Genomic DNA, 24,694 nt, shown 5'->3' with positions numbered 1-24,694 from the left:
GAGGATATTTAATTATGGCAGTACAAACAGTTGATATTCTAGGCGTTCCTTTCTCTACAATGACAATGGATGAAACAGTCCAATATTTAAAGGAACAACTAGAATCGGAGCAAAATGATACCTTTCAGGTAGTAACAGCAAATCCTGAAATTGTTATGTGTGCAAAAAAGGATGAAAAGTTCCATAAAACATTATTAAATACAGATTTAATTACACCTGATGGTATTGGGGTTGTAAAAGCAAGTGGTATGCTTGGTACACCTGTAAAAGAGCGTGTAGCAGGTTTTGATTTAATGTGTAATTTGTTTGCGAAGTTATCAGAAGAGAATAAACCAGTATCCGTTTTCTTATTAGGAGCAAAACCACATGTTGTACAAGCTGCAGCGGATCATTTAAAGAAGACATATTCAGCTGTATCTATTGTTGGTACGCAAGATGGGTATTTTAAGCAAGAAGAAGAAGAGAATATCGTTTCTCGTATTCAAGAAGCAAAACCAGATCTACTACTTGTTGCACTTGGTTTCCCAAGACAAGAGAACTTTATCCAAAACAATAAGCATCGTTTAGAAACGAAAATGGCTGTTGGAGTAGGTGGAAGTTTAGACGTATGGGCGGGAGAGGTAAAACGCGCACCAAAGTGGATTCAAGCGATTCATTTAGAGTGGTTTTACAGGTTATGTAGTAATCCAACACGCTGGCGTCGTCAGTTAGTATTAGCGGAATTTTTAAAAGAAGTAATGCGTTCAAAAAAGTAGCGAAATCTCGCTACTTTTTTTTGTTGATTTTTGATAAATATTTTAAATTTTGGGAATGATGAAGGAGAATTTTTTACACGAAAGTATTTTACTTATGTAATTCACACATGTAAAATGATGTGTAAAGACACCTGTGTGAGGAGGACTTCTTGTGGGCAAGGTAAAAGAAATTTCGAAGCGAAAGCTACTTGGCATAGCGGGGCTTGGATGGCTATTTGATGCAATGGATGTTGGAATGCTTTCATTTGTAATGGTGGCACTCCAAAAAGATTGGGGATTAAGTACGCAAGAAATGGGATGGATAGGTAGTATTAATTCAATTGGTATGGCAGTAGGAGCGCTCCTTTTTGGGATACTATCGGATAAAATAGGCCGAAAATCAGTCTTTATTATTACATTATTACTATTTTCTATCGGTAGTGGTTTAACTGCTTTAACGACGACACTCGCGATGTTCCTCGTTTTAAGATTTTTAATTGGTATGGGGCTTGGCGGTGAGCTTCCGGTTGCCTCTACACTAGTATCAGAGAGTGTTGAAGCACATGAACGAGGTAAAATAGTTGTGCTATTAGAAAGTTTTTGGGCAGGTGGCTGGCTAATTGCAGCTCTTATCTCATATTTCGTTATTCCGAAATATGGTTGGGAAGTTGCGATGGTGTTGAGTGCGGTTCCGGCACTATATGCTTTATATTTAAGATGGAATTTACCAGATTCTCCGAGATTTGAAAGGGTCGAGAAAAGACCGTCTGTTATCGAAAATATAAAGTCAGTTTGGTCTGGAGAATATCGTAAAGCTACAATTATGTTATGGATTTTATGGTTTTGTGTTGTCTTTTCCTATTATGGAATGTTCCTTTGGTTACCTAGTGTAATGGTATTAAAAGGATTTAGTTTAATAAAAAGTTTCCAGTACGTACTTATTATGACATTAGCTCAACTTCCAGGGTATTTCACAGCCGCTTGGTTTATTGAACGTCTTGGGCGAAAGTTTGTTTTAGTTACGTATTTAATCGGTACAGCGTGCAGTGCCTACTTGTTTGGAGTTGCAGATTCATTAACAGTTTTAATCGTGGCAGGCATGTTACTATCCTTCTTTAATTTAGGTGCCTGGGGGGCATTATACGCTTATACACCTGAACAGTATCCGACAGCTATTCGTGGTACAGGTGCAGGAATGGCGGCCGCATTTGGCCGTATTGGTGGTATTATTGGCCCGTTATTAGTAGGCTATTTAGTTGCTGCACAAGCTTCACTTTCGCTAATATTTACGATCTTCTGTGGATCAATTTTAATTGGAGCATTTGCTGTAGTTATACTTGGGCAAGAAACGAAGCAACGAGAATTAGCGTAAAAGGAAAGGGGGGACCGAGGTGGTTTCCTTTTTTCTGTTTTTTTAGATAAATAATGGTATAGTAAGAAAAAGGGATTGTTTCTTATTAAAGAGAATGTATACAACAGGACATACGGACAAAGGAATTAGGTGGTTGGATAAATGAAAATTTTACTTATCATGGAAGAGGCAGAAGAGCGAAGGAAATTAGTTGAGAACTTTACTGAGAATATTCGAAATATAGAATGTTTTGAAGCGAATACAGGAACAGAATCTTTGTTAATAATGAAAAAACATACACCAGATTTTGTTTTTTTAAGTTCGCAATTAATAGATGGTACTGGTTTTGAATATGCGAGTTTATTACGAGAAGTAAATTGCTATACGAAATTTATTTTTATGGGTGAGGATATAGAAGAATCCATTACAGCATTTCGTTTTCAAGCATTTTATTATTTATTACGACCATTTCGTGAAGAAGATTTACAATTTCTTTTATATAGAATGGGTAAAGAGCAAGGAGAGAGAGCAAAGAGTTATTTGCGAAAACTACCGATAGAAGGTCAAGAGGGAATTAGATATGTTTTCCCAGAAGATATTGTATATGTGAGTAAAAATAAGGAGAATAAGACGGTTTCAATTTATACAACAAATAATCAGTATATTTCAACATATACACTTCAGGAATTGGAAAATAAACTAAATGTATATGATTTTTTACGTGTGCATAAAAGCTATTTAATTAATATGTCATATGTACAAGAACTGAAACCATATTATAACGGCACGTATAATTTATATTTAGACAGGTATGATGAGCAACCGATTCCAGTCAGCCGTAATTATGTAAAGCGCCTTCGAAATAAAATTGAATTATAGTAGGTAATGAGAGTATTTTAACATGATAAACTAAAAATCCTTCATGATAAGGAGGATTCAACTTAAATATTCAGAAAATTTAGTACAATCTCCACTAAGAAGTAGTATTGGGGGGATTGTATGTGAAGACGTTGAAGTCGATTTTACTTTGGGGGGTTATTACGGCAGTAGGAGCAGGTGCTTTTGGTGTAATAGCTTTATCACAAGGTGAAACTATTAATGCTGTGTGGCTCTTAGTAGCTGCAGTATGTGTGTATGCAGTTGCTTATCGATTTTATAGTAGATTTATAGCGAGAAAGGTTTTTGATTTAGATAATAATCGGCAAACGCCAGCCCATACATTGAATGATGGAAAAGATTATGTGCCGACAAATAAGTGGGTATTATTCGGGCATCACTTTGCAGCAATTGCTGGGGCAGGGCCTTTAGTAGGACCTATTTTGGCAGCACAGATGGGATATTTACCAGGGACAATTTGGATTATTGTCGGGGTAGTGGTCGCTGGAGCTGTACAAGATTTTGTAATTTTATTTGCTTCGATGAGACGTAATGGTAAATCGTTAGGTGAAATGATTAAAGATGAGATAGGCCCTGTGACTGGGCTCATTGCCATGATAGGTATTTTAGGCATTATGATTATTTTATTAGCAGTATTAGCATTAGTTGTAGTAAAGGCACTTATCGGAAGCCCTTGGGGAATGTTTACGATAGCGGCAACGATTCCTATCGCTATTTTAATGGGAGTATACATGCGCTACATTAGACCTGGCCGGGTTGGTGAAGGATCGGTAATTGGTATTATTCTACTTATTCTATCTCTTATTGGAGGTCAGTATGTAGCTGAAAACCCAACGCTTGCAAGTATGTTTACGTTTAGTGGTGAAACAATTGCTATTATGCTTATCGTATATGGATTTATTGCATCGGCATTACCAGTTTGGATGCTTTTGGCACCGCGTGATTATTTAAGTACATTTTTAAAAGTAGGGACAATTGTTGGATTGGCAATCGGTATTTTAATTGTAGCACCAGATTTACAAATGCCAGCAGTTTCAAAATTTATCGATGGAACAGGCCCTGTTTTCTCAGGTAACTTATTCCCGTTCTTATTTATTACGATTGCCTGTGGGGCGGTGTCTGGATTCCATGCGCTTGTTTCATCTGGTACGACGCCAAAAATGATTGAGCAAGAGGGGCATGCACAGCCAATCGGTTATGGAGCAATGTTGATGGAGTCGTTTGTAGCAGCGATGGCTATGATTGCGGCTTGTGTATTAACACCAGGAACTTATTTTGCAATTAACAGTCCGGCAGCACTTATCGGTACGGATGTATCTCAGGCGGCCCAAGTTATTTCTTCATGGGGATTTGCTATTACACCAAATGAATTAAAAGATCTTGCTGTAAACGTTGGAGAACAAACGATTTTATCACGTACAGGTGGCGCACCAACGTTAGCGATAGGTATGGCATATATTTTCTCACAAGTAATAGGTGGGACCGCAATGATGGCATTTTGGTATCATTTTGCCATTCTTTTTGAAGCACTATTTATTTTAACAACGATTGATGCAGGAACGCGTGTCGGTCGCTTTATGATTCAAGATATTTTAGGACATGTATATAAGCCGTTTGCGAAAACAGATTCTACATTAGCGAATGTAATAGCTACAACGTTATGTGTATTAGGTTGGGGATATTTCTTATACCAAGGAGTAATAGATCCACTTGGTGGAATTAATACATTATGGCCATTGTTCGGTATTGCAAACCAAATGTTAGCGGGTATTGCATTATTACTTGGGACGACAATTTTATTCAAAATGGGGAAAAAGGTGTATGTTTGGGTGACACTTATCCCGACTGTCGGATTGTTAATTGTAACAATGACAGCTGGTTATCAAAAGCTATTTCATGAAAATCCAAAAATAGGATTTCTATCTCATGCAAAGGTGTTTCAGGGAGCATTAGATGAGGGGAAAGTGTTAGCTCCAGCTAAAAATGTCGCTCAAATGAAACAAATTATTTTCAATGATTATATCGATGCTGCACTTTGTGGGATTTTTATGATAGTTGTAATCGCCGTATTAATTTCTGCAATTCGAATTTGGATTCAAGTATTAAGAAATAAGCCGATGCCGTTAAAAGAGGCACCATATATTCCTAGGGATGAAAGTGAGTCGAGGAATTATGCTTAAAAAACTACGGCAAGTATGGGGTAAAAGGAAACAGTTTATTAGTTTACTTGTAGGGGTACCAAGTTATGAAGCATATGTGGAGCATATGAAAAAGCATCATCCAGAAGAAGAGATTGTATGTCAGAAGCAATTTTTCGCTGAGGCGCAAGAAGCTAGATTTAATGCGAAAGGCGGCAAGATATCACGTTGTTGTTAATAAAAAAGGGACGAATCTTCGTCCTTTTTTATTTTTTGCTGTTTCACGTGGAACAGCAAAAACAAATAAAAAGCTTTGGGAATTATAGGGAGTTCGTATACAATAAAGTAAGGAAAGGGATAGACGAAAAAGTAGGGAGATTATTTTATGTTAAGGGATTTATTTGTAAACACAACAATCATTCTTTCCTTTATCTTTATTGGAGGTCAGCTTTTAAGAGATAGTCCGTTAAAAGAAGGATTCTCTTTCTGGCAGAAATGTGTAGTAGGTATTTTTACTGGAATATTAGGTATATTACTAATGCATTTTGGTGTACATATTGAAGATATTATGTTGGATCTACGCTATCTAGCTGTTATTTTAGCAATTATAGTTGGAGGCCCGATAGCTAGTAGTATAACAGTTATTATGATTTTAATTACAAGGATAGTTTTTACTGAGTACTCTTTAGCCTCTGAATTGGCTTGCTATACAATTGTATTAAGTGGAATTGGTGTTATCTTTATTGCAAGAATGCAAATTTCCATTATGTTAAAGTTGATATGGTTACACGTATACTGCCTTTCTATTTTAGTAGTACCGATGTATATATTATTTAACGATATATCTGTAGTTGTACTGTATTTAATTTCAAGTATTACTACAGGCTACATAACATTCGTAAGTGCAAACTATGTTTTACAATCCAATGAGCTATTTCAAACGATGAAGCAATACGCAACGATAGACGCATTGACAGGTTTAGGAAACGTAAGGCAGTTTGATCTAGAGATGAATCATCATATTGGTAATAAACACATGGAAAATGATTCACTTTGTTTACTACTTATAGATATTGATCACTTTAAGTATGTAAATGATACGTATGGGCATCCTGCAGGAGACGAAGTGTTAAAACAAATAGGGTGTATTTTAAGAGGAATTTCAACATTTCCGGATTTGGTTTTTCGAAAGGGTGGAGAGGAATTTGCACTTTTGATACCGCAGAGGGGACTATCTTATGGTATTCATCTTGGGGAACAAATCCGTATAGCTGTTGAAAAACATTCATTTCAATTGTTAGATGGAACGAAAATAAAAATCACAGTGTCGGTAGGGATTTCAGAGTATAAAGGATCACAGGAACAGCTTATTCAAGCGGCTGATGACGCATTATATTACTCAAAAAGAAATGGTAGAAATCAGGTCAATTCTGCATCTTAAAGGTAAGATGACCAGAAGATGTAAAGTTTATTAAAAAAAACACCCACAGAGCCAACGTATTAGCTCTGCGGGTGTTTTTATTTATACGCTAGACAAGCTCTTTCGGTGCAACGAATTTACGATATGCACCATGATGAGTTGGTCCTACGTATTCGTTAATCTTGAATGAGTAACGAATAGCAGCTGTGATAAATTCTTTAGCAGTTTTTACTGCTTCTTTCACAGATTTTCCTTTTGCAAGTTCTGCTGTAATTGCAGCAGAATATGTACAACCAGCGCCGTGTGTGTTGGTAGTATCAATTTTTTCTGATTCTAGAAGATCGAATATTTCTCCGTCATATAGGACGTCGATTGCAGTTTCTGTACCTAGTTTACTACCGCCTTTAATTAGGACGTATTTAGCACCTAAAGCGTGGATTTTCTTCGCTGCTTCTTTCATGTCCTCAAGAGAATTAATTTTCACGCCGCTTAATTGGTAAGCCTCAAATAAGTTTGGTGTTACAACTAATGCTTTTGGAACTAAAACGTCACGTAAGCAATCATTCGTTTCAGGATGTAATGCTTCATCTGCGCCTTTACATACCATAACAGGATCAACTACTACGTTTTTGAAATTATGCTTTTCAATTGTTTCTGCAACCATTTCAATAATTTCTACTGATCCAAGCATACCCGTTTTTAAAGCATCTACGCCAACACCTTCAATTGTTGTTTCTAATTGTGGTTTTAATGTAGAAGCTGGGATTGGGAATACGTTATGTGCCCAACCGTTATGTGGATCCATCGTTACGATCGTCGTAAGAGATGTCATTCCATATACGCCAAGTTCTTGGAATGTTTTTAAATCTGCTTGTATACCAGCACCGCCACTTGTATCAGAACCAGCGATAGTAAGTGCTTTATTTAATGTCATTATGAAATCCCCCTCAAGTGATATAATGAAAACTATGTTTTCACCATTATATCAATGTTACGAATAAGTACAAAGTGAAAAGTAGATGATTTACTTTAGAGGCGATTTAAAATCTTGTATGTAGGAGATTGAGCATGTTTCGAGATAATCGTACAAATGAATTAGTTATATTAAAAGAAATTGCAGAAACACTAAATACATCAAATGATACATATCATGTATTGCAAGCGGTGCTAGAAAAATTGCTAAGTGTAACAGGTTTGACGACAGGATGGATCTTTCTTGCGGATGAAAATGGGAAGTATACGAAGTTGATCGATTACCAGTTACCAGAGGCACTGACATATGAAAACAAACGCCCGATGTGTGAAGGTGAATGTTGGTGTTTACGTGGATTTGTAGATGGGAAATTAGAACGAGCTGTTAACATTATTGAATGTAAAAGAATTAATAATGCAATTGAATACAATTGGGGAGATACAGAAGGAATTCTTCATCATGCTACAGTTCCTTTAAAAGCAGGAGGAGAAAAGTTTGGCTTATTAAATGTAGCGAGTCCAGGTAAAACACATTTTTCAGAAGAAGAATTAGTATTGCTCCAATCCGTTGCTTTCCAAATTGGGACGGCTTTAAAACGAACGAAATTATATGAAAATGAAAAACGAAGAGCACATTATTATGTGAAATTGGAACGTTTTATTCAAGATTTAAAAACAATTCATAGGTTTAATGTATTACCTGAAAAAGTTGTAAATCACGTAGGTGAAGTATTTCAATGGAATCAAGTGGCGTTTTTTATTAGAGAAGAAAAAGAATTATCTTTGCGAGCGTCTTTTAGTCAGGAAGAGTTACAAGAAGATGTAAAAGAAGCGGCAAAGAAGGCGCTAGTAAAAGGTGAATCGGTTCTTTTAAAACGTCAAATTGGTCATAATGTACATCTAAATGGAGCTGTTATTGCTACGCCAATACATATTCAAAGCCATGTATTTGGTGTTTTATGTGTAAGTTTAAATAATGGAGAATTTGATGTGAATACAATAGATGTAATCCAAGCGCTATCGAATCATATTTCGTTAATAATAGAGAATTTAAGATTAAACGAGCAGCGTCGTGAACTTGTACGAATGGAAGAAAGAAATCGATTAGCAAGAGATTTACATGATTCTGTTTCACAGAAATTATTTTCATTAACCTTTATGACAAAAGGTGCTGAGGCAGTTTTAAAAGGTCAAAACGAAAAAGTGGATCGATCTTTGCATGACATGCGTGAACTAGCGCAAGGGGCATTAAAAGAAATGAGGACATTAATTTGGCAGCTTCGTCCGGCAGGATTAGAAAAAGGATTATTACCTGCTCTAAAGCAGTACGGTGAAAACTTAGGATTGAAAATTAGGGAGCAAGTTACCGGTGTTCGTGACTTACCTCGTGTGGTAGAAGAGGCATTATGGCGCATTGGACAAGAAGCGTTAAACAATGTAAGTAAGCATGCAGGTGTAAAAGAAGCGACGGTTTATTTTACAGTGACTGAGAAAAATGTATCATTAGAAATAGTTGATCAAGGAAATGGCTTTGTAGAAAAAGATATAAAAGAGAAAAAATCACTCGGTATGACTACGATGCGTGAAAGAGTAGAATTAGTTAGTGGAACAATTAAAGTTGTAAGTAGCAAGAAACGAACGAGCGTAAAAGTAAATGTACCATTATGATGTGAAAATGAGGGAAGTTTGTGAAAATAAAAGTATTGTTAGTTGATGATCATACAGTCGTTTTAAAAGGGTTAGCATTTTTCTTGAGTACACAGGAAGATTTAGAGTTAGTTGGAGAAGCAAATAATGGGAAAGAAGCATTAGTGAAAGTAGGAGAAACAAATCCTGATGTTGTACTAATGGATTTATATATGCCTGAAATGGATGGCGTTGAGGCGACAGCTTGTATAAAAAATGAATATCCAGATGTGAAAGTAATCGTATTAACTAGCTTTTCTGATCAGGCACATGTTTTACCGGCATTAAAAGCAGGAGCAAGTGGTTATATTTTAAAAGATGTAGAACCGGATCAACTTGTTGAAGCTATTAGAAGCGCATATAAAGGTAATATTCAATTACATCCCGATATTGCGAGCACCCTTATCTCTCAAACATTGCCTCAAGAAGAGAGGGCAGAGGAACATTTCGTTCATGTAGATGTATTGACAGCAAGAGAAAACGAAGTGTTACAACTATTAGCAAAAGGGATGAGCAATAAAGAAATTGCCTCTGTTTTAGTTATTACAGAAAAAACGGTTAAAGCACATGTAAGTAGTATTTTGAGTAAATTAAACTTATCTGATCGCACGCAGGCAGCATTATATGCAGTGAAAAATGGGATTGTATAAGACGAAAGTCGTAAGACCTAGTTCGCCTTTAGGAGGTGGACTTTTTTTATGGAAAAATACGTCTATGTGAGGACGAAATTGTCTTGATATAAAGATAAAATATGTTTGTAAGCAACAAAACAACAATTACAAGGGATACCTTTTTTAAAAACATATAACAACGTAAGAGTGAGTATTAGGAGGAAGAAATAATGGCAACAGTTTTATTCGTAAAAGCAAACAATCGTCCAGCGGAACAAGCAGTTAGTGTGAAATTATATGAGGCATTTTTAGCAAACTATAAAGAAGCACATCCAAATGATACAGTAGTAGAACTTGATTTATATAAAGAAGAATTACCATATGTAGGCGTAGACATGATTAATGGTACATTCAAAGCAGGTAAAGGATTTGATTTAACGGAAGAGGAAGCAAAGGCAGTAGCAGTTGCTGATAAGTACTTAAATCAATTTTTAGAAGCTGATAAAGTTGTTTTCGGTTTCCCATTATGGAACTTAACGATTCCAGCAGTATTGCACACGTATATTGATTATTTAAACCGTGCTGGTAAAACGTTTAAATATACACCAGAAGGTCCAGTTGGACTTATTGGAGATAAAAAAATCGCATTATTAAACGCACGCGGTGGCGTATATTCTGAAGGTCCAGCGGCTGAAGTAGAAATGGCCGTTAAATATGTAGCAAGTATGATGGGCTTCTTCGGTGCAACAAACATGGAAACAGTGGTTATTGAAGGACATAACCAATTCCCAGATAAAGCAGAAGAAATCATTACTGCGGGTCTTGAAGAAGCAGCTAAAGTAGCAAGCAAATTTTAATTGAAATTATAATCGCCACTCAAAGAAACAGCATTAACATAAACGTTAATGCTGTTTCTTTATATTTTTAACTCATCAGCAAGTTTTTCTAATTGACTTCGATCTTGTATATAATATGTTCGGCCTTCTTTTTTTAAATAATTTTGCTGGCAAAACTGGTTTAATACGTATAAAAGGTGACGATAACTGACGTTTAAGTATTCTGAGGCTTCGGTATGTTTTTCGGTATAGCAATTATTTTGTTCTGTTAATAGAATAAACGCCGCTAATCGATTTTCGAACGGATAACTATTGTTTTTTGCATAACTTTCTGTTCGGGCAATTGTTTTTTCGCCAATGAATTTGCATAGTTTCTGTAAAAAGGTAGCATCTTGCAATAAAAGATGCTGACAATCTTTAAGAGGAAGTGCTAAGCAAATACAATCATCGATTACCTCAACTGCTTTAGTAAAGGATTCTACACCAATTAATCCTAATTCTCCAATGAACGAAGGTGCTTGAATAAAGTTAATTAATGAAACCTTTCCGTTTTTGTGACTCATATATATTTTTGCTTTCCCAGAAATTAAATAATAAAGATAAGGGAAATCAACCCCTTCAGTACATATCTTTTCTTTCTTTTGAAAGGAATGTAGCTCAGCATACGGTAAGACATCAAAAGAAAAAAGAGTGTGGAGATTGTAAGTTTGCATGTAATGAGAAATTTCTTCGTTGTTTTTGCTGACTTTCATATTTTCACCTCATATTTAGTATGAGATATCGCCTATTATTTTTACAAGAAAGAATGATACGATTTACTTAAATTTGTTTTTGTAGAAAAGAGAGTGTGAGGGGTTTATGAAAAAATATAAAACATTGTTGTTTGATGTAGATGATACACTGTTAGATTTCCAGAAGACGGAGAAAGTGGCATTACGTATGCTTTTTGAGGAGAAAGGGATTCCTCTAACTAGTGAGGTTGAAGCGCGTTATAAAAAAGTTAATAAAGGTCTTTGGGATGTTTTTGAAAAAGGCGAAATCAACCGCGATGAAGTTGTAAATACACGGTTTTCCATTTTATTCAAAGAGTACGGGGAAGAAGTAGATGGGATATTATTCGAAAATAATTACCGTAGCTACTTAGAAGAAGGAAATCAACTCATACAAGGTGCATTTGAATTTATAAATCAAATTCAAAATGAGTATGATTTATATATAGTGACAAACGGCGTTTCTAAGACGCAAGATAAACGTTTACGTAATGCAGGGTTACATTCATTGTTTAAAGGTATTTTTGTTTCTGAAGATACAGGTTTTCAAAAGCCGATGAAAGAGTATTTTGAGTATGTTTTTGAACGGATTCCTAACTTTGCTTCTGAAGAAGGGCTTATTATTGGGGATTCATTAAGCGCCGATATTAAAGGTGGATATGTAGCGGGAATTGATACTTGTTGGTTTAATCCAGAAAAGAAATTAAATGATAGCGAGATTGTGCCAACATATGAAGTGCATAGTTTTGAAGATTTATACGCTCTATTGAAGCGGCATGTATAACAAAAATAGGCAGTGGAATTTTTGTCCCTACTGCCTACTTTTATCCCGCTATTTGCCGGGCAGTAAGACCCACACCTCAAAATTCAGCGGAAGCAAAGAAGTTAGGTGGGGGTCGGGCTGCCCGTAAACGCCCGATTGGTGAAGGCTAATAATCAGTGGGGATGAACAAAACCCCCACTGATTAAAGTTTCACTTTATTAATTTGTAGTTTCGTTCCGTTTAGGAAGCGGAAATGCATTACCAATCGCTGCTGCCCCGAGCATTGGTAATAGTAAATTAAGCGGGAAAAACATAAGTAATAGCAAAGTTATAGCTATTGGCTTTCGTAACGCATAGCTCGAAATCGCTGTCGTTACGATGGCCACAGATGCTACTGGATCTATAGGAAGAATAGAAGCTATAGCGTATCCAATACTTGACCCTGAAAATATAATTGGGAAAATATGTCCACCACGCCACCCCGTATTTAAACAAACGGCAGTAATGCATAGCTTTAAAACTCCTGAAAGAAGTAGTATCCAAAAGGATAAATGCCCCCATTCAACAACTAATTCTTTTAATTGATGTTCCCCTGAAAATAATGTGTACGGAAGAAAAGTGCCTACAATTCCTAATAAAATACCACCGATAATTCCAAGTGTAATTTTGTACTTTGTAAAAGGATGAATTAACTTCTCTAATATGAATTCTAATTTGAAATAAAAGAAACCAATTATAGCACCAATACTAGCAAGCGGGAGAAATGCGATCCATTCATTGAAAGAAAGTGAACCTTCTCCAAAATCAACAATAAAGGATCCTCGATTATCGAGTTTACTCAGTAGTAAATAAACAGAAAAACCTGCAAAAGTAGTAGTTAAGTATACAATTGCTTTTTTTCTTTTAGAAAATTCGTTAATTTGCTCACTCTCATTTTCATTTGGGGCCAAGTAACCGAATAATGGTGCATTAAAAATGACACTTAAAGTAGCACCAATTCCAACCTCTGTTAGTTCATTCATTCCCTTTAAAGCAAATTTAAAGCGATCACCAACCCATGTGCAAAGTCCGCCAATAATTCCAACAAGTGCGGCTTCTGGACCGAGACTAGCCCCAAATATTAAGACAATAATCGCAGTTAAAGTAGCTTGATGGACAAAACGGTATTCAATCCTACCTGTTTTTTTATATTCATCCATAACCTCTGGCATAAGACGTGGATATGTACCAAAGTATTTTTGTGATAAACCAACAAGAATCCCGCCGATTGTGGTTACGCAAAGGGTGTAATAAGGGGGGGAAGAGAAAACGCTAGGTAAATAACCCCAAATAAAATGGATTCCGATATTTATCGTAACTAAAAATAGCCAGACTGTAGCGCCTACTATGGATCCTAGAAGAATGCCATATAAGACGATTATATAATGCATGTCTTTTGTATTTGTCATGTTATACCTCCGTTATGCAAGTCTTAGTAGGAAAAGGTTGCAGATGTTAGTGTGAAATGGATTGAATATGTATAGTATCTTTTTGAGAGGATTGCTTATTCAATATGTAGGGCGATTTTTTGAATTTATAGTTTAAGTTACTTATTTAATTTTATAGATTGATTTGAGTTTTTTAAAGGTCTTTTTTGAAATAGAATGGAATATATTTCTTTTGTTGCTTTCTATAAAACTGTTAACATTTATTTTAGAACATTCGGAAAAATCGATTGACATTAGGAAATTATTGCTATAAAATCAACGGTAATTGCATAGTCTTATCAAGAAAAGGTGGAGGGACAGGCCCGATGAAACCTTGGCAACAGCCGTATAACGGAATTGTGCCAAATCCTGCAGGTAATAATCCTGAGAGATAAGAAAGAGCCTTTAGAGCGTGTTTTTAAACTGCTCCTTTCTTATTTTCAGGAAAGGGGCAGTTTTTTATTTTGTATAAAAGAAAGGAGAATGAGAGATGGGAGAATCATGGGGAAAAGGAACGATTTGTGTGCAAGGTGGCTATACACCAAAGAATGGTGAACCACGTGTTTTGCCGCTTTATCAAAGTACAACGTATAAATACGATACGTCGGATGATTTAGCAGCACTATTTAATTTAGAGGCAGAAGGATATATATATACGCGTATTGGCAATCCTACTCTAGCTGCATTCGAGCAGAAGTTATCAGATTTAGAAGGCGGTGTAGGAGCGGTTGCAACAGCTTCTGGGCAGGCAGCCATTATGCTAGCAGTTTTAAATATTTGTAGTAGTGGAGATCATCTTCTTTGTTCTTCAACAGTTTACGGGGGGACGTTTAATTTATTTGGAGTAAGTTTACGTAAGCTTGGCATTGATGTTACGTTCTTTAATCCAAATTTAGCAGCAGATGAAATTGTGGCACTTGCTAATGATAAGACGAAACTCATCTATGCAGAATCGTTAGGAAATCCAGCAATGAACGTTTTAAATTTCAAAGAATTTTCAGATGCAGCCAAAGAGCTGGAAGTACCTTTTATCGTTGATAACACATTAGCGACTCCTTATTTATGCCAAGCGTTCGAACATGGAGCAAATATTATTGTTCATTCTACGACGAAATATATTGATGGGCATGCAAGCTCTTTAGGTGGCATTGTAATTGATGGAGGAAATTTTGATTGGACAAAAGGGAAATATCCTGAGCTTGTTGAACCAGATCCAAGTTATCACGGCGTAAGCTATGTTCAAAACTTTGGGGCAGCAGCTTATATTGTGAAAGCACGTGTTCAGCTGTTAAGAGACTATGGAAATTGTATGAGCCCATTCAATGCGTATATTAGCAATATTGGCTTAGAAACACTGCATTTACGAATGGAGCGTCATAGCGAAAATGCTCTCGCAGTTGCCAAGTGGCTTGCTAACCATGAACGTATTGAATGGGTGAGTTATCCGGGGTTAGATAGTAATGAAAATTACTCGTTAGCACAAAAGTATTTGAAAAAAGGTGCTAGTGGAGTTTTAACTTTCGGTATTAAAGGTGGATTAGAAGCAGCAAAAGAATTTATCGCAAATGTAAAACTAGCGACTCTCGTAACGCATGTAGCTGATGCAAGAACTTGTGTTATACATCCTGCTAGTACGACGCATAGACAATTAAGTGCTGAAGATCAGCGTTTAGCTGGTGTTACATCTGATTTAATTCGTTTATCGGTTGGTATAGAAGATGTTTCTGATATTATTGCAGATTTAGAAGCGGCATTAGTCGGAGGCAAACAACATGCCGATCATAATTGATAAAGACTTACCAGCTCGTAAAGTATTGCAAAAAGAAAATATTTTTGTAATGACGAAGGAACGAGCAGAAACACAAGATATTCGGGCATTGAAAATTGCTATATTAAATTTAATGCCAACGAAGCAAGACACAGAGGCACAATTACTTCGATTAATTGGAAATACACCATTGCAATTAGATGTTCATTTGCTTCATATGGAATCACATCTGTCTCGTAATGTAGCGCAGGACCATTTAACAAGCTTTTATAAAACGTTTCGTGATATTGAAAATGAAAAATTTGATGGACTCATTATTACAGGAGCACCAGTTGAAACTCTTTCTTTTGAAGAAGTAGATTATTGGGAAGAGCTTAAACGTATTATGGAGTATTCAAAAACGAATGTAACATCTACGCTTCATATTTGCTGGGGGGCACAGGCTGGTTTGTATCATCATTACGGCGTTCCGAAGTATCCCCTTAAGGAAAAAATGTTCGGTGTATTTGAACATGAAGTCTGTGAGCAACATGTGAAACTGTTACAGGGGTTTGATGAGTTGTTTTTTGCCCCACATTCCCGTCATACAGAAGTACGAGAGAGTGATATTAGAGGGGTGAAAGAATTAACGTTGTTAGCAAACTCTGAAGAAGCTGGTGTTCACCTTGTTATTGGGCAAGAAGGAAGGCAAGTTTTCGCCCTCGGACATAGTGAATATAGTTGTGAGACGTTAAAACAAGAATATGAACGAGATCGTGACAAAGGGTTAAATATTGACGTGCCAAAAAATTATTTTAAACATAATAATCCAGATGAAAAGCCGCTTGTTAGGTGGAGGAGTCATGGGAATTTATTATTCTCTAATTGGTTGAATTATTACGTGTATCAAGAAACCCCTTATGTATTGTAAAAAAAGATTGTGTAACACGTGGCAACGTTTTCTTTGTAAGGATTACTCTTTATTTTTCCGAATGTTCAAAATACATTGTTTTTCATATTTTTTACTCATATAATTTCATCTAAACACAATTTTTGAGGGGTGGACAGTATTATGAAAGAAATTCAGGTTGGTCTATTAGGTCTTGGAACAGTTGGTAGCGGTGTAGTTCGTATTATTACAGATCATCAAGAGCGACTTATACACCAAGTAGGTTGTCCAGTGAAGGTAACGAAAGTATTGGTGCAAAACATTGAGAAAGAGAGAGAGGTAGAGGTACCTTCTACTCTATTAACACAAAATGCAAATGAAATTTTAGATAATCCAAATATTGATGTTGTCATCGAAGTGATGGGTGGCATTGATGATGCAAAGGCATATATTTTACAAGCTTTACAAAGTGGGAAGCACGTTGTGACTGCAAATAAAGATTTAATGGCGTTACACGGAGCGGAACTATTAGCAGTAGCAAAGGATAATAAGGCTGATTTGTTTTATGAAGCAAGTGTAGCTGGAGGAATCCCGATTTTGCGAAGCATCGTAGAAGGACTTTCTTCAGATCTTATTACGAAAGTAATGGGAATTGTAAATGGAACGACAAATTTTATTTTGACGAAAATGTCAGATGAAGGGAGAGCATATAACGACGTGTTAAAAGAAGCCCAACAACTTGGATTTGCAGAAGCAGATCCAACATCAGATGTAGAAGGTTTAGACGCGGCAAGAAAAATGACGATTTTAGCTACTCTCGGTTTCTCTACAAACGTAGAGCTTGGAGATGTGAAAGTAAAAGGAATTACTTCTATTACAGAAGAAGATATTGAATATAGTAAGAGCTTAGGTTATACAATTAAATTAATTGGTCTTGCAAAGAGAGATGGCGAAAAATTAGAGGTTACAGTTGAACCGACTTTACTTCCCAATACACATCCTCTTGCGGCAGTGCAAAATGAATATAATGCTGTGTATGTGTACGGTGAAGCGGTAGGAGAAACGATGTTTTATGGGCCGGGAGCAGGAAGCTTACCGACAGCAACAGCGGTTGTTTCGGATTTGGTTGCTGTGATGCAAAATATTAGACTAGGGGTAACAGGAAATAGTGCTGTAGTCCCGCAATATCAAAAAGTATTAAAAGAGCCAGACGAAATTGTCGTGAAAAAGTTTTTAAGACTGCATGTAAAAGATGAAATTGGTGTATTTGCAAAAATTACTTCATTGTTCTCTGAGCGCGGAGTTAGCTTTGAGAAAATTATTCAAATGCCGCTTGAAGAGAAAGGGAAAGCAGAAATTGTAATTGTAACGCATCGTGCTTCTCTTGCGGATTACGAGTACATTCTACATACATTGCAAGGGTATGAAGAAATTGATTGCGTGAAAGCAAATTATCGAATTGAAGGGGATGCTAAGTAGTATCTCTTATCATAAAGTGAAACGGGGTGTCCATCCTAAGTTGATCATTAGTCTTCACCAATCGGGCATTTAGGGGAAGTTATCTCCCGCCTAACTTCTTTGCCTTTGCTGGACTTTGAGGTGGAAGTTTTACTGCCCACAAATAACGGGATAAAATAAAAAAGAGCCTATTAAGCAGCTTGCTTAATAGGCTCTTTTTTATTTAAAATCTGCGTACCAATTTGAATAAATGCTTGAATGATCCAACCTGTTGTAAAGGATAAGATAATTGTTCCAAAATAGATGGGTCCATCTAATAAGAAGCTTAATGTTAAAAATAGAAAAGCCAATGAAATCTCTGTTTTTCTAAACGTCCATTTTCTCTTCTCAGCAACTGTTAAAACGAAAGCTTCTTGAGGTGCTGCGCAAAGGTTTGTTGAGACATAAAGGCCAATGCCAGCTCCGACAAATAGATTTCCACAAATAAGTGTTATATATTTTGGAAGAGAGCGGATAGCGTCCATAATAATTGTAATGGAACCAATCCAGTCAACAAAAAGAGAAATAAGAATCATCGTTACAATTGTGCCGATTGTAATTTGTTTTTTATTCCAAAAGAGTACGATAAGTGTAAAAGCAAAGTTAATCATGAAAATCCAAAAACCAATACTTATCCCGAAATTTTGATATAGTGCAATAAAGAAGGAATCGTAAGGGCTAAGTCCAAAGGAAGTAATTGTCGTCATCATATTAATACCGATGGCAAGAATGAGTAAACCGCCAATGAAAAATATATATTCTAATTTGAATCGAAGCATAGTTGCATATCCTTTCTAAATGTATTTGCTAGGAAAGGATATATTGTGGAAAGCTTACCAGGTCAAGTGAAAATTTTTGAGGGGAAGGGGAAAATGAGATGACGAATATAAGAAAGATTGCTGAACTTGCCGGGGTATCGGTTTCAACCGTTTCGCGTGTACTAAATAATCATCCATACGTGAATGAACAGAAACGAAAAGAAATTTTAGCGATTATAGAGGAATTGAATTATACGCAAAATGTGAACGCGATTCATTTAGTGAAAGGAAAAACGAATGTAATTGGCGTTTTATTGCCACACGTAAATGATCAATATTATAGTGCTATTATTGAGGGGATATCAAAAGAAACGGCAAAGAATAATTATAATATGATGCTTTGCCAGACAAATTACAGCGAAGAAAGAGAACTAGAAATTTTACATATGTTAAAAATGAAAAAGCTTGATGGGGTTATTATATGTTCCCGTGCCAATAGTAAGGAGAAACTTGAAGAATATACGAAATTCGGCCCGATTGTTATGTGTGAAGAAATAGATTCGAAATGCATTTCAAGTGTGCATATTGATTACTACAAAGTATTTTCGCATGGGATGAAAAGCTTAATAGATGTCGGTCATACACGTATTGGATATTGCATTGGAAGAAGTAATAGCATTAATAGCCAAAGACGAAAAAAGGCGTATGCAGATTCGCTTCAACAGAGTACCGTAACACCGTTAGAGACTTGGAAATTTGAAGAGTGTTTTACGGTGGAAGATGGACGTAACGTAATTAGAGAATGGGCTCGTATGTCTGTAAAACCGACGGCGTTTCTTGTATCTTGTAATCATATTGCAGCGGGAATGGTAACAGAAGCAAAAAAACAAGGAATTCGAATTCCAGAAGATATGACGATTATCGGATGTGACGATCAAGAGGTAGCAGATATATTAGGTATAACAACAATTTCCCATCCTAGTAAAAATGTCGGGATAAAAGCGTTTGAATTATTATATGAAAAGATTAATGCAGAGAAATTAGATGTGAAACATATAGAGTTATTACCAAAGTTAGTAAATAGAGAAACAACGTGATAGGGAAGGTGTGAAAATCGCTTTTCAAAATTTCGTTTGGTATAATTATGGACAATCTAAGAGGGCTAAAAGGGGTTTTGACATGAGATCAAAAGTAGTAAAAGTAATCCTACTCATTACAATTGCATCTTTTTGTTTATTTGCATATGGCTTTGTTTCAGGTGTAAATGATGTATTAAATCCGAAAGCTTCAAGTTTAATTAAGAAAACGGATGTAGTAGCAAAAGAGAAAAAGAAAACGGGAACATTGCAAGTCGTTAGTTTAGGTGATTCGTTAACGCGCGGCGTCGGTGATAAAGAAGGCATTGGCTATATTGGACGAATGAAAGAAGATTTACAAAAAGATTATAAGCAAAAGGTTGCACTAACTAACTTGGCAGTGAGTGGTGCGAAAATGCCTGATTTATTAAAACAAATTGAAAGCAGCGGTGCTCAATATTCAATTAAGCAAGCAGATGTGATCGTTTTAACAATTGGCGGAAATGATTTATTTCCAGGCTGGGAATCGCTTGGAAAGATAGATTTAGAAACATACCGTCCTGATACGGAAACGTTCCAAAATGAAGCTAAGAAAATTATAGAACAAATTCGTAAGTTAAATACAGATAGCCCTATTTTTTGGCTAGGTTTATATAATCCTTTTGAAGATGTAGAAGATTTAAAAGGGTCTTCAAACATTGTTGTGGATTGGAACGCTTCTTTAGAGAAGTTAGCGTTAAATGATAAAAATGTATATATTACACCGACATTTGATTTATTCCAAAACCGTGGAAAAGATTTATTATACTCTGATCATTTTCACCCGAATGAAGTAGGGTACACATATATGGCAGAACGATTAGTTCAAAATGTTGTGAGTAAGTTAAAACTAGAACAAGGAGGGGTAAAATGACGACGATACTTTCCGTGCAAGACTTGAAGAAGGTAATTGGAAAGAAGACTCTTGTAGAGAATATTTCCTTTGATGTAAAGCAAGGAGAAGTGTTCGGGTTCCTAGGACCGAATGGTGCTGGAAAGACGACTACCATTCGAATGTTAGTCGGATTGATTAAGGCGACAGAAGGTACGATTTCTATCGGTGGTTATTCAATTAAGGAAAATTTCAGAGAAGCGATGCGTCAAATTGGGAGTATCGTTGAAAACCCAGAACTGTATACATATTTAACAGGATGGGAAAATTTAAAGCAATTTGCTCGTATGTTAGGTGATATATCAGATGAACGTATTATTGAAATTGCTCAAATGGTTCATTTGGATGAAAGAATTCATGACAAGGTAAAAACGTACTCACTCGGTATGAAACAGCGCCTTGGAATTGCGCAGGCGCTCCTTGGGAATCCGAAGTTGCTCATATTAGATGAGCCAACGAATGGTTTAGATCCAGCCGGGATTAGAGAACTTAGAGAATTTATACATACGCTTGTGAAAGAAGAAAATATGAGCGTGTTTATTTCAAGTCACTTGCTAAGTGAAGTACAAATGATATGTGATCGTGTTGCAATTATTCATAAAGGAAAAATGATAACAGTTGCCAAGGTTGAAGAGTTAATTAAAACAGCAAGTGATCGTGTAGAATGGATTGTTACACCAATTTCTAAGGCGAAAGATATGCTAGAAGCGGCCGAGGAAGTAAGAGAAGTGAGTGTAGAAGGCGAGCGATTACTATGCCGCATGGATATTGCATCTATAAGTAGTTGGAATAAACACTTTGTAGAAAATGAGATAGATGTGCATAGCGTTAAGGAGCTTGTATTTACGCTAGAAGATTTATTTATTGAACTCACAAGGGGTGAGCAGCATGCGTGAATTTGCGAATCTAGTTTTAAATGAATCAGAAAAGATTTACCGTAAGAAACGTATTTTTGTTGTCATGCTTATTTTAGCAATCTTGATCCCGCTTTTTGTGTATGCGCAGTATCGTGAAATAGAAACGACACAAAAAAGACTCGGTACAAAGGATTGGAAAGTTTCATTACAACAGCAAATTGTTGATTCCCAGAACCGGTTGAACAATTCTAGGTTGCCAGAAGAATGGCGTGATTGGTTAAAAGTAAGAGTTGAGCAACAACAATATTATTTAGATCATGATATTAACCCGATGGCACCGGGTGCACCGACTTTTGTCAGAGCATTTATTGAACAAGGAATTACATTGTTTATTCCGCTTCTCGTGATGATTGTCGCTATTGATATCGTTTCGGGAGAACGAAGTGATGGGACGATGAAGATGTTACTTACGCGGCCGATTCGGCGCTGGAAAATACTACTTAGTAAATACGTGACGATGTTATTTTTCATTTCGCTCATACTGTTTCTTGTAGGTTTGTTTGCTTACATATTATCAGGGCTTGTATTTGGGTACTCGGGATGGAATTTACCTGTTTTAACTGGATTTGTCATTGATAAGGAAACGTTAAATACGAATTTTGTACATCTTATTCCGCAGTGGCAATATATTTTAATGGCGTACGGATTAGCTTGGTTTGTTGCTATCGTTGTCGGAACTATATCGTTTATGGTTTCTGTTTTAATTCGCAATACACCAGCTGGTATGGGTGTTATGTTAGCTGCATTAATTGCAGGTGGTATTTTAAGTTCATTTGCAACGTCTTGGGAAGGCGCAAAATATATTTTTAGTGTGAACCTATCATTAACGGATTATTTATCAGGAAAATTACCTGCATTACAAGGTTTATCGATGGGATTTTCTTTGATGAATTTAACTGTTTGGGCAGTTGTTTCCCTTATTATTTCGTTCATAGTATTTACAAAACAGGATATGTTGAATTAATTAGACAGGAAGTGACAGTATGGAAAATGTTTTAAAAAATGATTGGGGGCCGTTATTGGCACCAGAATTTGAGAAAGAATATTATCGCGAATTGGCTAATTTTTTGAAAGAAGAATACAGTACACATGTTGTTTATCCAAAGATAGAAGATATTTTTAACGCTCTAGAGTATACAAGTTATGAAAATACAAAGGTCGTTATTTTAGGACAAGATCCATACCATGGACCGGATCAAGCGCATGGTTTAAGCTTTTCTGTGCAACCCGGTATTAAAACGCCACCGTCGTTGTTAAATATGTATAAAGAACTTCGAGATGAATATGGGTATGACATTCCAAATAACGGTTATTTAGTAAAGTGGGCAGAGCAAGGAGTTTTATTATTAAATACTGTATTAACAGTTCGGCAAGGTGAAGCAAATTCTCATAAAGGAAAAGGATGGGAGTATTTCACTGATCGTGTAATTGAGCTATTAAATGAACGTGAAAAACCAGTTATTTTCATATTGTGGGGACGCCATGCACAGGCGAAGAGGAAGTTAATTACGAATCCAAATCATCATATTATCGAATCTGTACATCCAAGCCCATTGTCAGCAAGACGTGGTTTCTTTGGAAGTAAGCCGTACTCTAAAGTAAATACGATTTTAGCTAATATGGATGAGAGAGAAATTGATTGGGAAATTCCAAATTTGTAAAGTGAAACTTTAATCAGTGGGGTTTTGTTCACCCCCTACTGATTATCAGCCCTCACCAATCGGGGTAAATAGAAAAGGTAGTTAACAGTCGTTAACTACCTTTTTATTATCATTGTTGCTCGTTCTTTAATTTTGCATCTAGTACAAAAGTACCAAATGGGATAACTGATGAAACGAATGCCCCAAGTGCCCATAAAATTGATTTACGGTGTACGATTGTTACTTGAATGACTGCAAAGATGAATAGAATAAATAGAACACCATGAGCCATGCCTGTAATTTTAACAGCTGTTGCAAATCCTGCGAAGTATTTCAATGGCATTGCTACAAATAATAGTAATAGGAAAGAAATCCCTTCAACTAGTCCAATTGCTCTTAATCGTCCGATTGGTGTAGATAACATGTAAAGTAGCCTCCTTTAACGTATGCTTGTTTATAGTAAATTTGTATTCTTTTTCAAAATAAAATAGTCTATTTTGTTTCATTATATACAAAAAGAAAGTTTACACTACGAGAATAGTGCAAAGTTCAAAATATAGTCACAAAAGCACGAGAATTTAAATAAAAACCTATTTGAAGTGTTTGACTTCAAATAGGTTTTATGAATGAAAATATTAAATAAGTACTTCTGTTTTTAAAACGAATTTCTCTACAACTTTTGCAACGCCATCGTTCATATTTGTATCTGTTACATAGTTTGCAATTTCTTTAATATCATCTGGCGCATTACCCATTGCAACGCCAAGACCTGCGAATTCAATCATCGCTTGGTCGTTATAGCTGTCGCCCATTGCGATAACTTCTTCGCGTTTAATACCAAGTTTTTGGATGAGTTGGTTTAGGCTTGTTCCTTTTGTAACACCATATTCAGTAAATTCTAAGAAGAATGGTTTTGAACGCATCACGCTTAATTGGCCTTCTAGTTGTTTTTGTAGTTTCTTTTCAACTTCAACAAGACGTTCAGCCTCTTTATTCATTAATACTTTTACTACCGGCTCTTTAACTGCGGCTTTAAAGTCATCTACTACAACAATTGGCATACCAGTAATATCGCCCTCAATTTCAGTATAAGGGTTATTTTCTTCCGTTACGATATCATCGCCCATATAAGTATGAATCCATACATCTTCAGTTTTACTAATTTCAAATAGGTTGTGAACGATTTCAGGAGATAGCGTACTACTAAAGATTTCTTCGTTTGTTTTACAGTTAATAATTTTTGCACCATTAAAAGATAGAATGAAACTGCCGTATTCTTCTAAACGAAGTTCTTTGGCTACATTGCGCATACCAAACGTTGGACGTCCAGAAGCAAGTACAACCTTTACCCCTTGCTCTTGTGCAGTCATTAAAGCTTCTTTCGTACGAGGTGAAATAGTATGGTCATCACGTAATAAAGTATCATCTAAATCTAAAACAATCATTTTATAAGTCATATAGAAAATTCCTTTCTTTAATTGAAATCAAAATACATGTTCATGAAGATGTTGAGGAATAATAGTAAGACATCAAACCTCTTTGAAAAGAAGTAGATAAATTATTATGAGTGTGTTGCTCATAATATTGGTTAATAA

24 protein-coding genes and 1 riboswitch are annotated in these 24,694 nt (G+C 36.0%); of the genes, 18 read left to right on the top strand and 6 right to left on the bottom strand.

All coding sequences use genetic code 11. From position 1 onward, the window contains the following. The first annotated feature begins 14 nt into the window (after window positions 1–14). From ACUN26_RS23525 to ACUN26_RS23500, 6 genes are all read left to right on the top strand, one after another. Window positions 15–755 (top strand): WecB/TagA/CpsF family glycosyltransferase, encoded by a 741-nt coding sequence (locus ACUN26_RS23525; protein ID WP_000290755.1) that lies wholly within the window; start codon window positions 15–17, stop codon window positions 753–755. A gap of 151 nt (window positions 756–906) precedes the next feature. Next, the gene (locus ACUN26_RS23520; protein WP_000521088.1) at window positions 907–2,106 is read left to right on the top strand and encodes an MFS transporter; all 1,200 of its coding nucleotides are present in this window, start codon (window positions 907–909) and stop codon (window positions 2,104–2,106) included. 141 nt (window positions 2,107–2,247) lie between these two features. Beyond that, window positions 2,248–2,964: a LytR/AlgR family response regulator transcription factor gene (locus tag ACUN26_RS23515; protein ID WP_000698261.1), complete on the top strand. Its 717-nt coding sequence runs from the start codon at window positions 2,248–2,250 to the stop codon at window positions 2,962–2,964. Window positions 2,965–3,086: 122 nt separating this feature from the next. Continuing rightward, the gene (gene cstA / locus ACUN26_RS23510; RefSeq protein WP_000854304.1) at window positions 3,087–5,162 is read left to right on the top strand and encodes a carbon starvation protein CstA; all 2,076 of its coding nucleotides are present in this window, start codon (window positions 3,087–3,089) and stop codon (window positions 5,160–5,162) included. Next, a complete protein-coding gene (locus ACUN26_RS23505) occupies window positions 5,155–5,358 on the top strand; it encodes a YbdD/YjiX family protein (protein WP_000914411.1) in 204 nt (67 codons plus the stop codon). The genes cstA and ACUN26_RS23505 overlap by 8 nt, the downstream gene beginning before the upstream one ends. Window positions 5,359–5,505: 147 nt before the next feature. Continuing rightward, window positions 5,506–6,561 (top strand): diguanylate cyclase, encoded by a 1,056-nt coding sequence (locus tag ACUN26_RS23500; RefSeq protein ID WP_000942910.1) that lies wholly within the window; start codon window positions 5,506–5,508, stop codon window positions 6,559–6,561. 88 nt (window positions 6,562–6,649) lie between these two features. On the opposite strand, the gene pdxK is transcribed toward ACUN26_RS23500, so the two are convergent. Then, complete coding sequence (pdxK, locus tag ACUN26_RS23495) at window positions 6,650–7,474, bottom strand: pyridoxine/pyridoxal/pyridoxamine kinase (protein ID WP_000174247.1); 825 nt, start codon at window positions 7,472–7,474, stop codon at window positions 6,650–6,652. Window positions 7,475–7,608: 134 nt separating this feature from the next. Between pdxK and ACUN26_RS23490 the strand changes: the two genes are divergently transcribed. The 3 genes from ACUN26_RS23490 (at window position 7,609) to ACUN26_RS23480 (ending at window position 10,666) form a co-directional block, all read left to right on the top strand. After that, window positions 7,609–9,180 carry a GAF domain-containing sensor histidine kinase gene (locus tag ACUN26_RS23490; protein ID WP_000488134.1) on the top strand — a complete coding sequence of 524 codons (1,572 nt, stop codon included), beginning with the start codon at window positions 7,609–7,611 and terminating at the stop codon, window positions 9,178–9,180. A gap of 20 nt (window positions 9,181–9,200) precedes the next feature. Continuing rightward, window positions 9,201–9,848, top strand: a complete 648-nt coding sequence (locus ACUN26_RS23485; protein WP_000695810.1) for a response regulator — start codon at window positions 9,201–9,203, stop codon at window positions 9,846–9,848. 191 nt (window positions 9,849–10,039) lie between these two features. After that, window positions 10,040–10,666, top strand: a complete 627-nt coding sequence (locus ACUN26_RS23480) for an FMN-dependent NADH-azoreductase (protein ID WP_000246726.1) — start codon at window positions 10,040–10,042, stop codon at window positions 10,664–10,666. Between the two features lie 59 nt (window positions 10,667–10,725). Here the strand turns inward: ACUN26_RS23480 and ACUN26_RS23475 are convergent, their stop codons facing one another. Beyond that, entirely contained in the window at window positions 10,726–11,397 is a 672-nt protein-coding gene (locus ACUN26_RS23475; protein WP_000868705.1) for a transcriptional regulator YeiL, read from the bottom strand. Window positions 11,398–11,503: 106 nt separating this feature from the next. Between ACUN26_RS23475 and ACUN26_RS23470 the strand changes: the two genes are divergently transcribed. Beyond that, the gene (locus ACUN26_RS23470; protein ID WP_000760212.1) at window positions 11,504–12,199 is read left to right on the top strand and encodes a YjjG family noncanonical pyrimidine nucleotidase; all 696 of its coding nucleotides are present in this window, start codon (window positions 11,504–11,506) and stop codon (window positions 12,197–12,199) included. 197 nt (window positions 12,200–12,396) lie between these two features. Here the strand turns inward: ACUN26_RS23470 and ACUN26_RS23465 are convergent, their stop codons facing one another. Next, a complete protein-coding gene (locus tag ACUN26_RS23465) occupies window positions 12,397–13,626 on the bottom strand; it encodes a chloride channel protein (protein ID WP_000185593.1) in 1,230 nt (409 codons plus the stop codon). A 311-nt stretch (window positions 13,627–13,937) separates the two neighbouring features. Beyond that, window positions 13,938–14,042: riboswitch (SAM riboswitch) on the top strand. A gap of 92 nt (window positions 14,043–14,134) precedes the next feature. Here ACUN26_RS23465 and ACUN26_RS23460 point away from each other — a divergent pair. From ACUN26_RS23460 to ACUN26_RS23450, 3 genes are all read left to right on the top strand, one after another. Further along, window positions 14,135–15,433 carry a bifunctional O-acetylhomoserine aminocarboxypropyltransferase/cysteine synthase gene (locus ACUN26_RS23460; RefSeq protein WP_000504770.1) on the top strand — a complete coding sequence of 433 codons (1,299 nt, stop codon included), beginning with the start codon at window positions 14,135–14,137 and terminating at the stop codon, window positions 15,431–15,433. Continuing rightward, window positions 15,417–16,322: a homoserine O-acetyltransferase MetA gene (metA, locus tag ACUN26_RS23455; RefSeq protein WP_001121528.1), complete on the top strand. Its 906-nt coding sequence runs from the start codon at window positions 15,417–15,419 to the stop codon at window positions 16,320–16,322. Before ACUN26_RS23460 ends, metA begins: the two co-directional genes overlap by 17 nt. Window positions 16,323–16,463: 141 nt before the next feature. Then, entirely contained in the window at window positions 16,464–17,759 is a 1,296-nt protein-coding gene (locus ACUN26_RS23450; protein ID WP_000659113.1) for a homoserine dehydrogenase, read from the top strand. A gap of 170 nt (window positions 17,760–17,929) precedes the next feature. Here ACUN26_RS23450 and ACUN26_RS23445 read toward each other — a convergent pair whose 3' ends face one another. Continuing rightward, entirely contained in the window at window positions 17,930–18,556 is a 627-nt protein-coding gene (locus ACUN26_RS23445; RefSeq protein WP_000943407.1) for a YczE/YyaS/YitT family protein, read from the bottom strand. 98 nt (window positions 18,557–18,654) lie between these two features. Here ACUN26_RS23445 and ACUN26_RS23440 point away from each other — a divergent pair, with 98 nt between their 5' ends. Genes ACUN26_RS23440 through ACUN26_RS23420 form a run of 5 tightly spaced genes read left to right on the top strand, consistent with a single transcriptional unit; the run spans window position 18,655 to window position 23,120 of the window. Next, on the top strand, window positions 18,655–19,632 hold the full coding sequence (locus ACUN26_RS23440) for a LacI family DNA-binding transcriptional regulator (RefSeq protein WP_000181952.1): 978 nt from the start codon (window positions 18,655–18,657) through the stop codon (window positions 19,630–19,632). Window positions 19,633–19,642: 10 nt separating this feature from the next. Then, window positions 19,643–20,524 carry an SGNH/GDSL hydrolase family protein gene (locus ACUN26_RS23435; protein ID WP_002092964.1) on the top strand — a complete coding sequence of 294 codons (882 nt, stop codon included), beginning with the start codon at window positions 19,643–19,645 and terminating at the stop codon, window positions 20,522–20,524. Continuing rightward, window positions 20,521–21,438, top strand: coding sequence for an ABC transporter ATP-binding protein (locus ACUN26_RS23430; RefSeq protein WP_000207703.1), 918 nt, complete (start codon window positions 20,521–20,523; stop codon window positions 21,436–21,438). Before ACUN26_RS23435 ends, ACUN26_RS23430 begins: the two co-directional genes overlap by 4 nt. Further along, window positions 21,431–22,423 (top strand): ABC transporter permease subunit, encoded by a 993-nt coding sequence (locus ACUN26_RS23425; RefSeq protein ID WP_001206471.1) that lies wholly within the window; start codon window positions 21,431–21,433, stop codon window positions 22,421–22,423. Before ACUN26_RS23430 ends, ACUN26_RS23425 begins: the two co-directional genes overlap by 8 nt. A gap of 19 nt (window positions 22,424–22,442) precedes the next feature. Then, window positions 22,443–23,120, top strand: coding sequence for a uracil-DNA glycosylase (locus ACUN26_RS23420; protein WP_000432533.1), 678 nt, complete (start codon window positions 22,443–22,445; stop codon window positions 23,118–23,120). Window positions 23,121–23,229: 109 nt separating this feature from the next. Here ACUN26_RS23420 and ACUN26_RS23415 read toward each other — a convergent pair whose 3' ends face one another. Then, window positions 23,230–23,523 (bottom strand): DUF3817 domain-containing protein, encoded by a 294-nt coding sequence (locus tag ACUN26_RS23415; RefSeq protein WP_000953396.1) that lies wholly within the window; start codon window positions 23,521–23,523, stop codon window positions 23,230–23,232. A gap of 211 nt (window positions 23,524–23,734) precedes the next feature. Beyond that, a complete protein-coding gene (locus ACUN26_RS23410) occupies window positions 23,735–24,556 on the bottom strand; it encodes a Cof-type HAD-IIB family hydrolase (protein WP_000221386.1) in 822 nt (273 codons plus the stop codon). Between the last annotated feature and the right edge of the window lie 138 nt (window positions 24,557–24,694).

The organism is Bacillus sp. WC2503 (genome assembly GCF_052682895.1).
The sequence above is the reverse complement of the archived record's forward strand: the minus strand, read 5'-3'. Positions and strand labels throughout refer to the sequence as shown.

What these genes read in the sequence shown, in the direction of transcription:
- ACUN26_RS23445 (WP_000943407.1), bottom strand. Translation starts at nt 18,556, where the DNA reads ATGCTTCGATTCAAATTAGAATATATATTTTTCATTGGCGGTTTACTC.
- ACUN26_RS23420 (WP_000432533.1), top strand. Translation starts at nt 22,443, where the DNA reads ATGGAAAATGTTTTAAAAAATGATTGGGGGCCGTTATTGGCACCAGAA.
- ACUN26_RS23415 (WP_000953396.1), bottom strand. Translation starts at nt 23,523, where the DNA reads ATGTTATCTACACCAATCGGACGATTAAGAGCAATTGGACTAGTTGAA.
- ACUN26_RS23490 (WP_000488134.1), top strand. Translation starts at nt 7,609, where the DNA reads ATGTTTCGAGATAATCGTACAAATGAATTAGTTATATTAAAAGAAATT.
- ACUN26_RS23450 (WP_000659113.1), top strand. Translation starts at nt 16,464, where the DNA reads ATGAAAGAAATTCAGGTTGGTCTATTAGGTCTTGGAACAGTTGGTAGC.
- ACUN26_RS23470 (WP_000760212.1), top strand. Translation starts at nt 11,504, where the DNA reads ATGAAAAAATATAAAACATTGTTGTTTGATGTAGATGATACACTGTTA.
- ACUN26_RS23465 (WP_000185593.1), bottom strand. Translation starts at nt 13,626, where the DNA reads ATGACAAATACAAAAGACATGCATTATATAATCGTCTTATATGGCATT.
- metA (WP_001121528.1), top strand. Translation starts at nt 15,417, where the DNA reads ATGCCGATCATAATTGATAAAGACTTACCAGCTCGTAAAGTATTGCAA.
- ACUN26_RS23500 (WP_000942910.1), top strand. Translation starts at nt 5,506, where the DNA reads ATGTTAAGGGATTTATTTGTAAACACAACAATCATTCTTTCCTTTATC.
- ACUN26_RS23460 (WP_000504770.1), top strand. Translation starts at nt 14,135, where the DNA reads ATGGGAGAATCATGGGGAAAAGGAACGATTTGTGTGCAAGGTGGCTAT.
- pdxK (WP_000174247.1), bottom strand. Translation starts at nt 7,474, where the DNA reads ATGACATTAAATAAAGCACTTACTATCGCTGGTTCTGATACAAGTGGC.
- ACUN26_RS23525 (WP_000290755.1), top strand. Translation starts at nt 15, where the DNA reads ATGGCAGTACAAACAGTTGATATTCTAGGCGTTCCTTTCTCTACAATG.
- ACUN26_RS23505 (WP_000914411.1), top strand. Translation starts at nt 5,155, where the DNA reads ATGCTTAAAAAACTACGGCAAGTATGGGGTAAAAGGAAACAGTTTATT.
- ACUN26_RS23425 (WP_001206471.1), top strand. Translation starts at nt 21,431, where the DNA reads ATGCGTGAATTTGCGAATCTAGTTTTAAATGAATCAGAAAAGATTTAC.
- ACUN26_RS23480 (WP_000246726.1), top strand. Translation starts at nt 10,040, where the DNA reads ATGGCAACAGTTTTATTCGTAAAAGCAAACAATCGTCCAGCGGAACAA.
- ACUN26_RS23430 (WP_000207703.1), top strand. Translation starts at nt 20,521, where the DNA reads ATGACGACGATACTTTCCGTGCAAGACTTGAAGAAGGTAATTGGAAAG.
- ACUN26_RS23475 (WP_000868705.1), bottom strand. Translation starts at nt 11,397, where the DNA reads ATGAAAGTCAGCAAAAACAACGAAGAAATTTCTCATTACATGCAAACT.
- ACUN26_RS23410 (WP_000221386.1), bottom strand. Translation starts at nt 24,556, where the DNA reads ATGACTTATAAAATGATTGTTTTAGATTTAGATGATACTTTATTACGT.
- ACUN26_RS23440 (WP_000181952.1), top strand. Translation starts at nt 18,655, where the DNA reads ATGACGAATATAAGAAAGATTGCTGAACTTGCCGGGGTATCGGTTTCA.
- ACUN26_RS23515 (WP_000698261.1), top strand. Translation starts at nt 2,248, where the DNA reads ATGAAAATTTTACTTATCATGGAAGAGGCAGAAGAGCGAAGGAAATTA.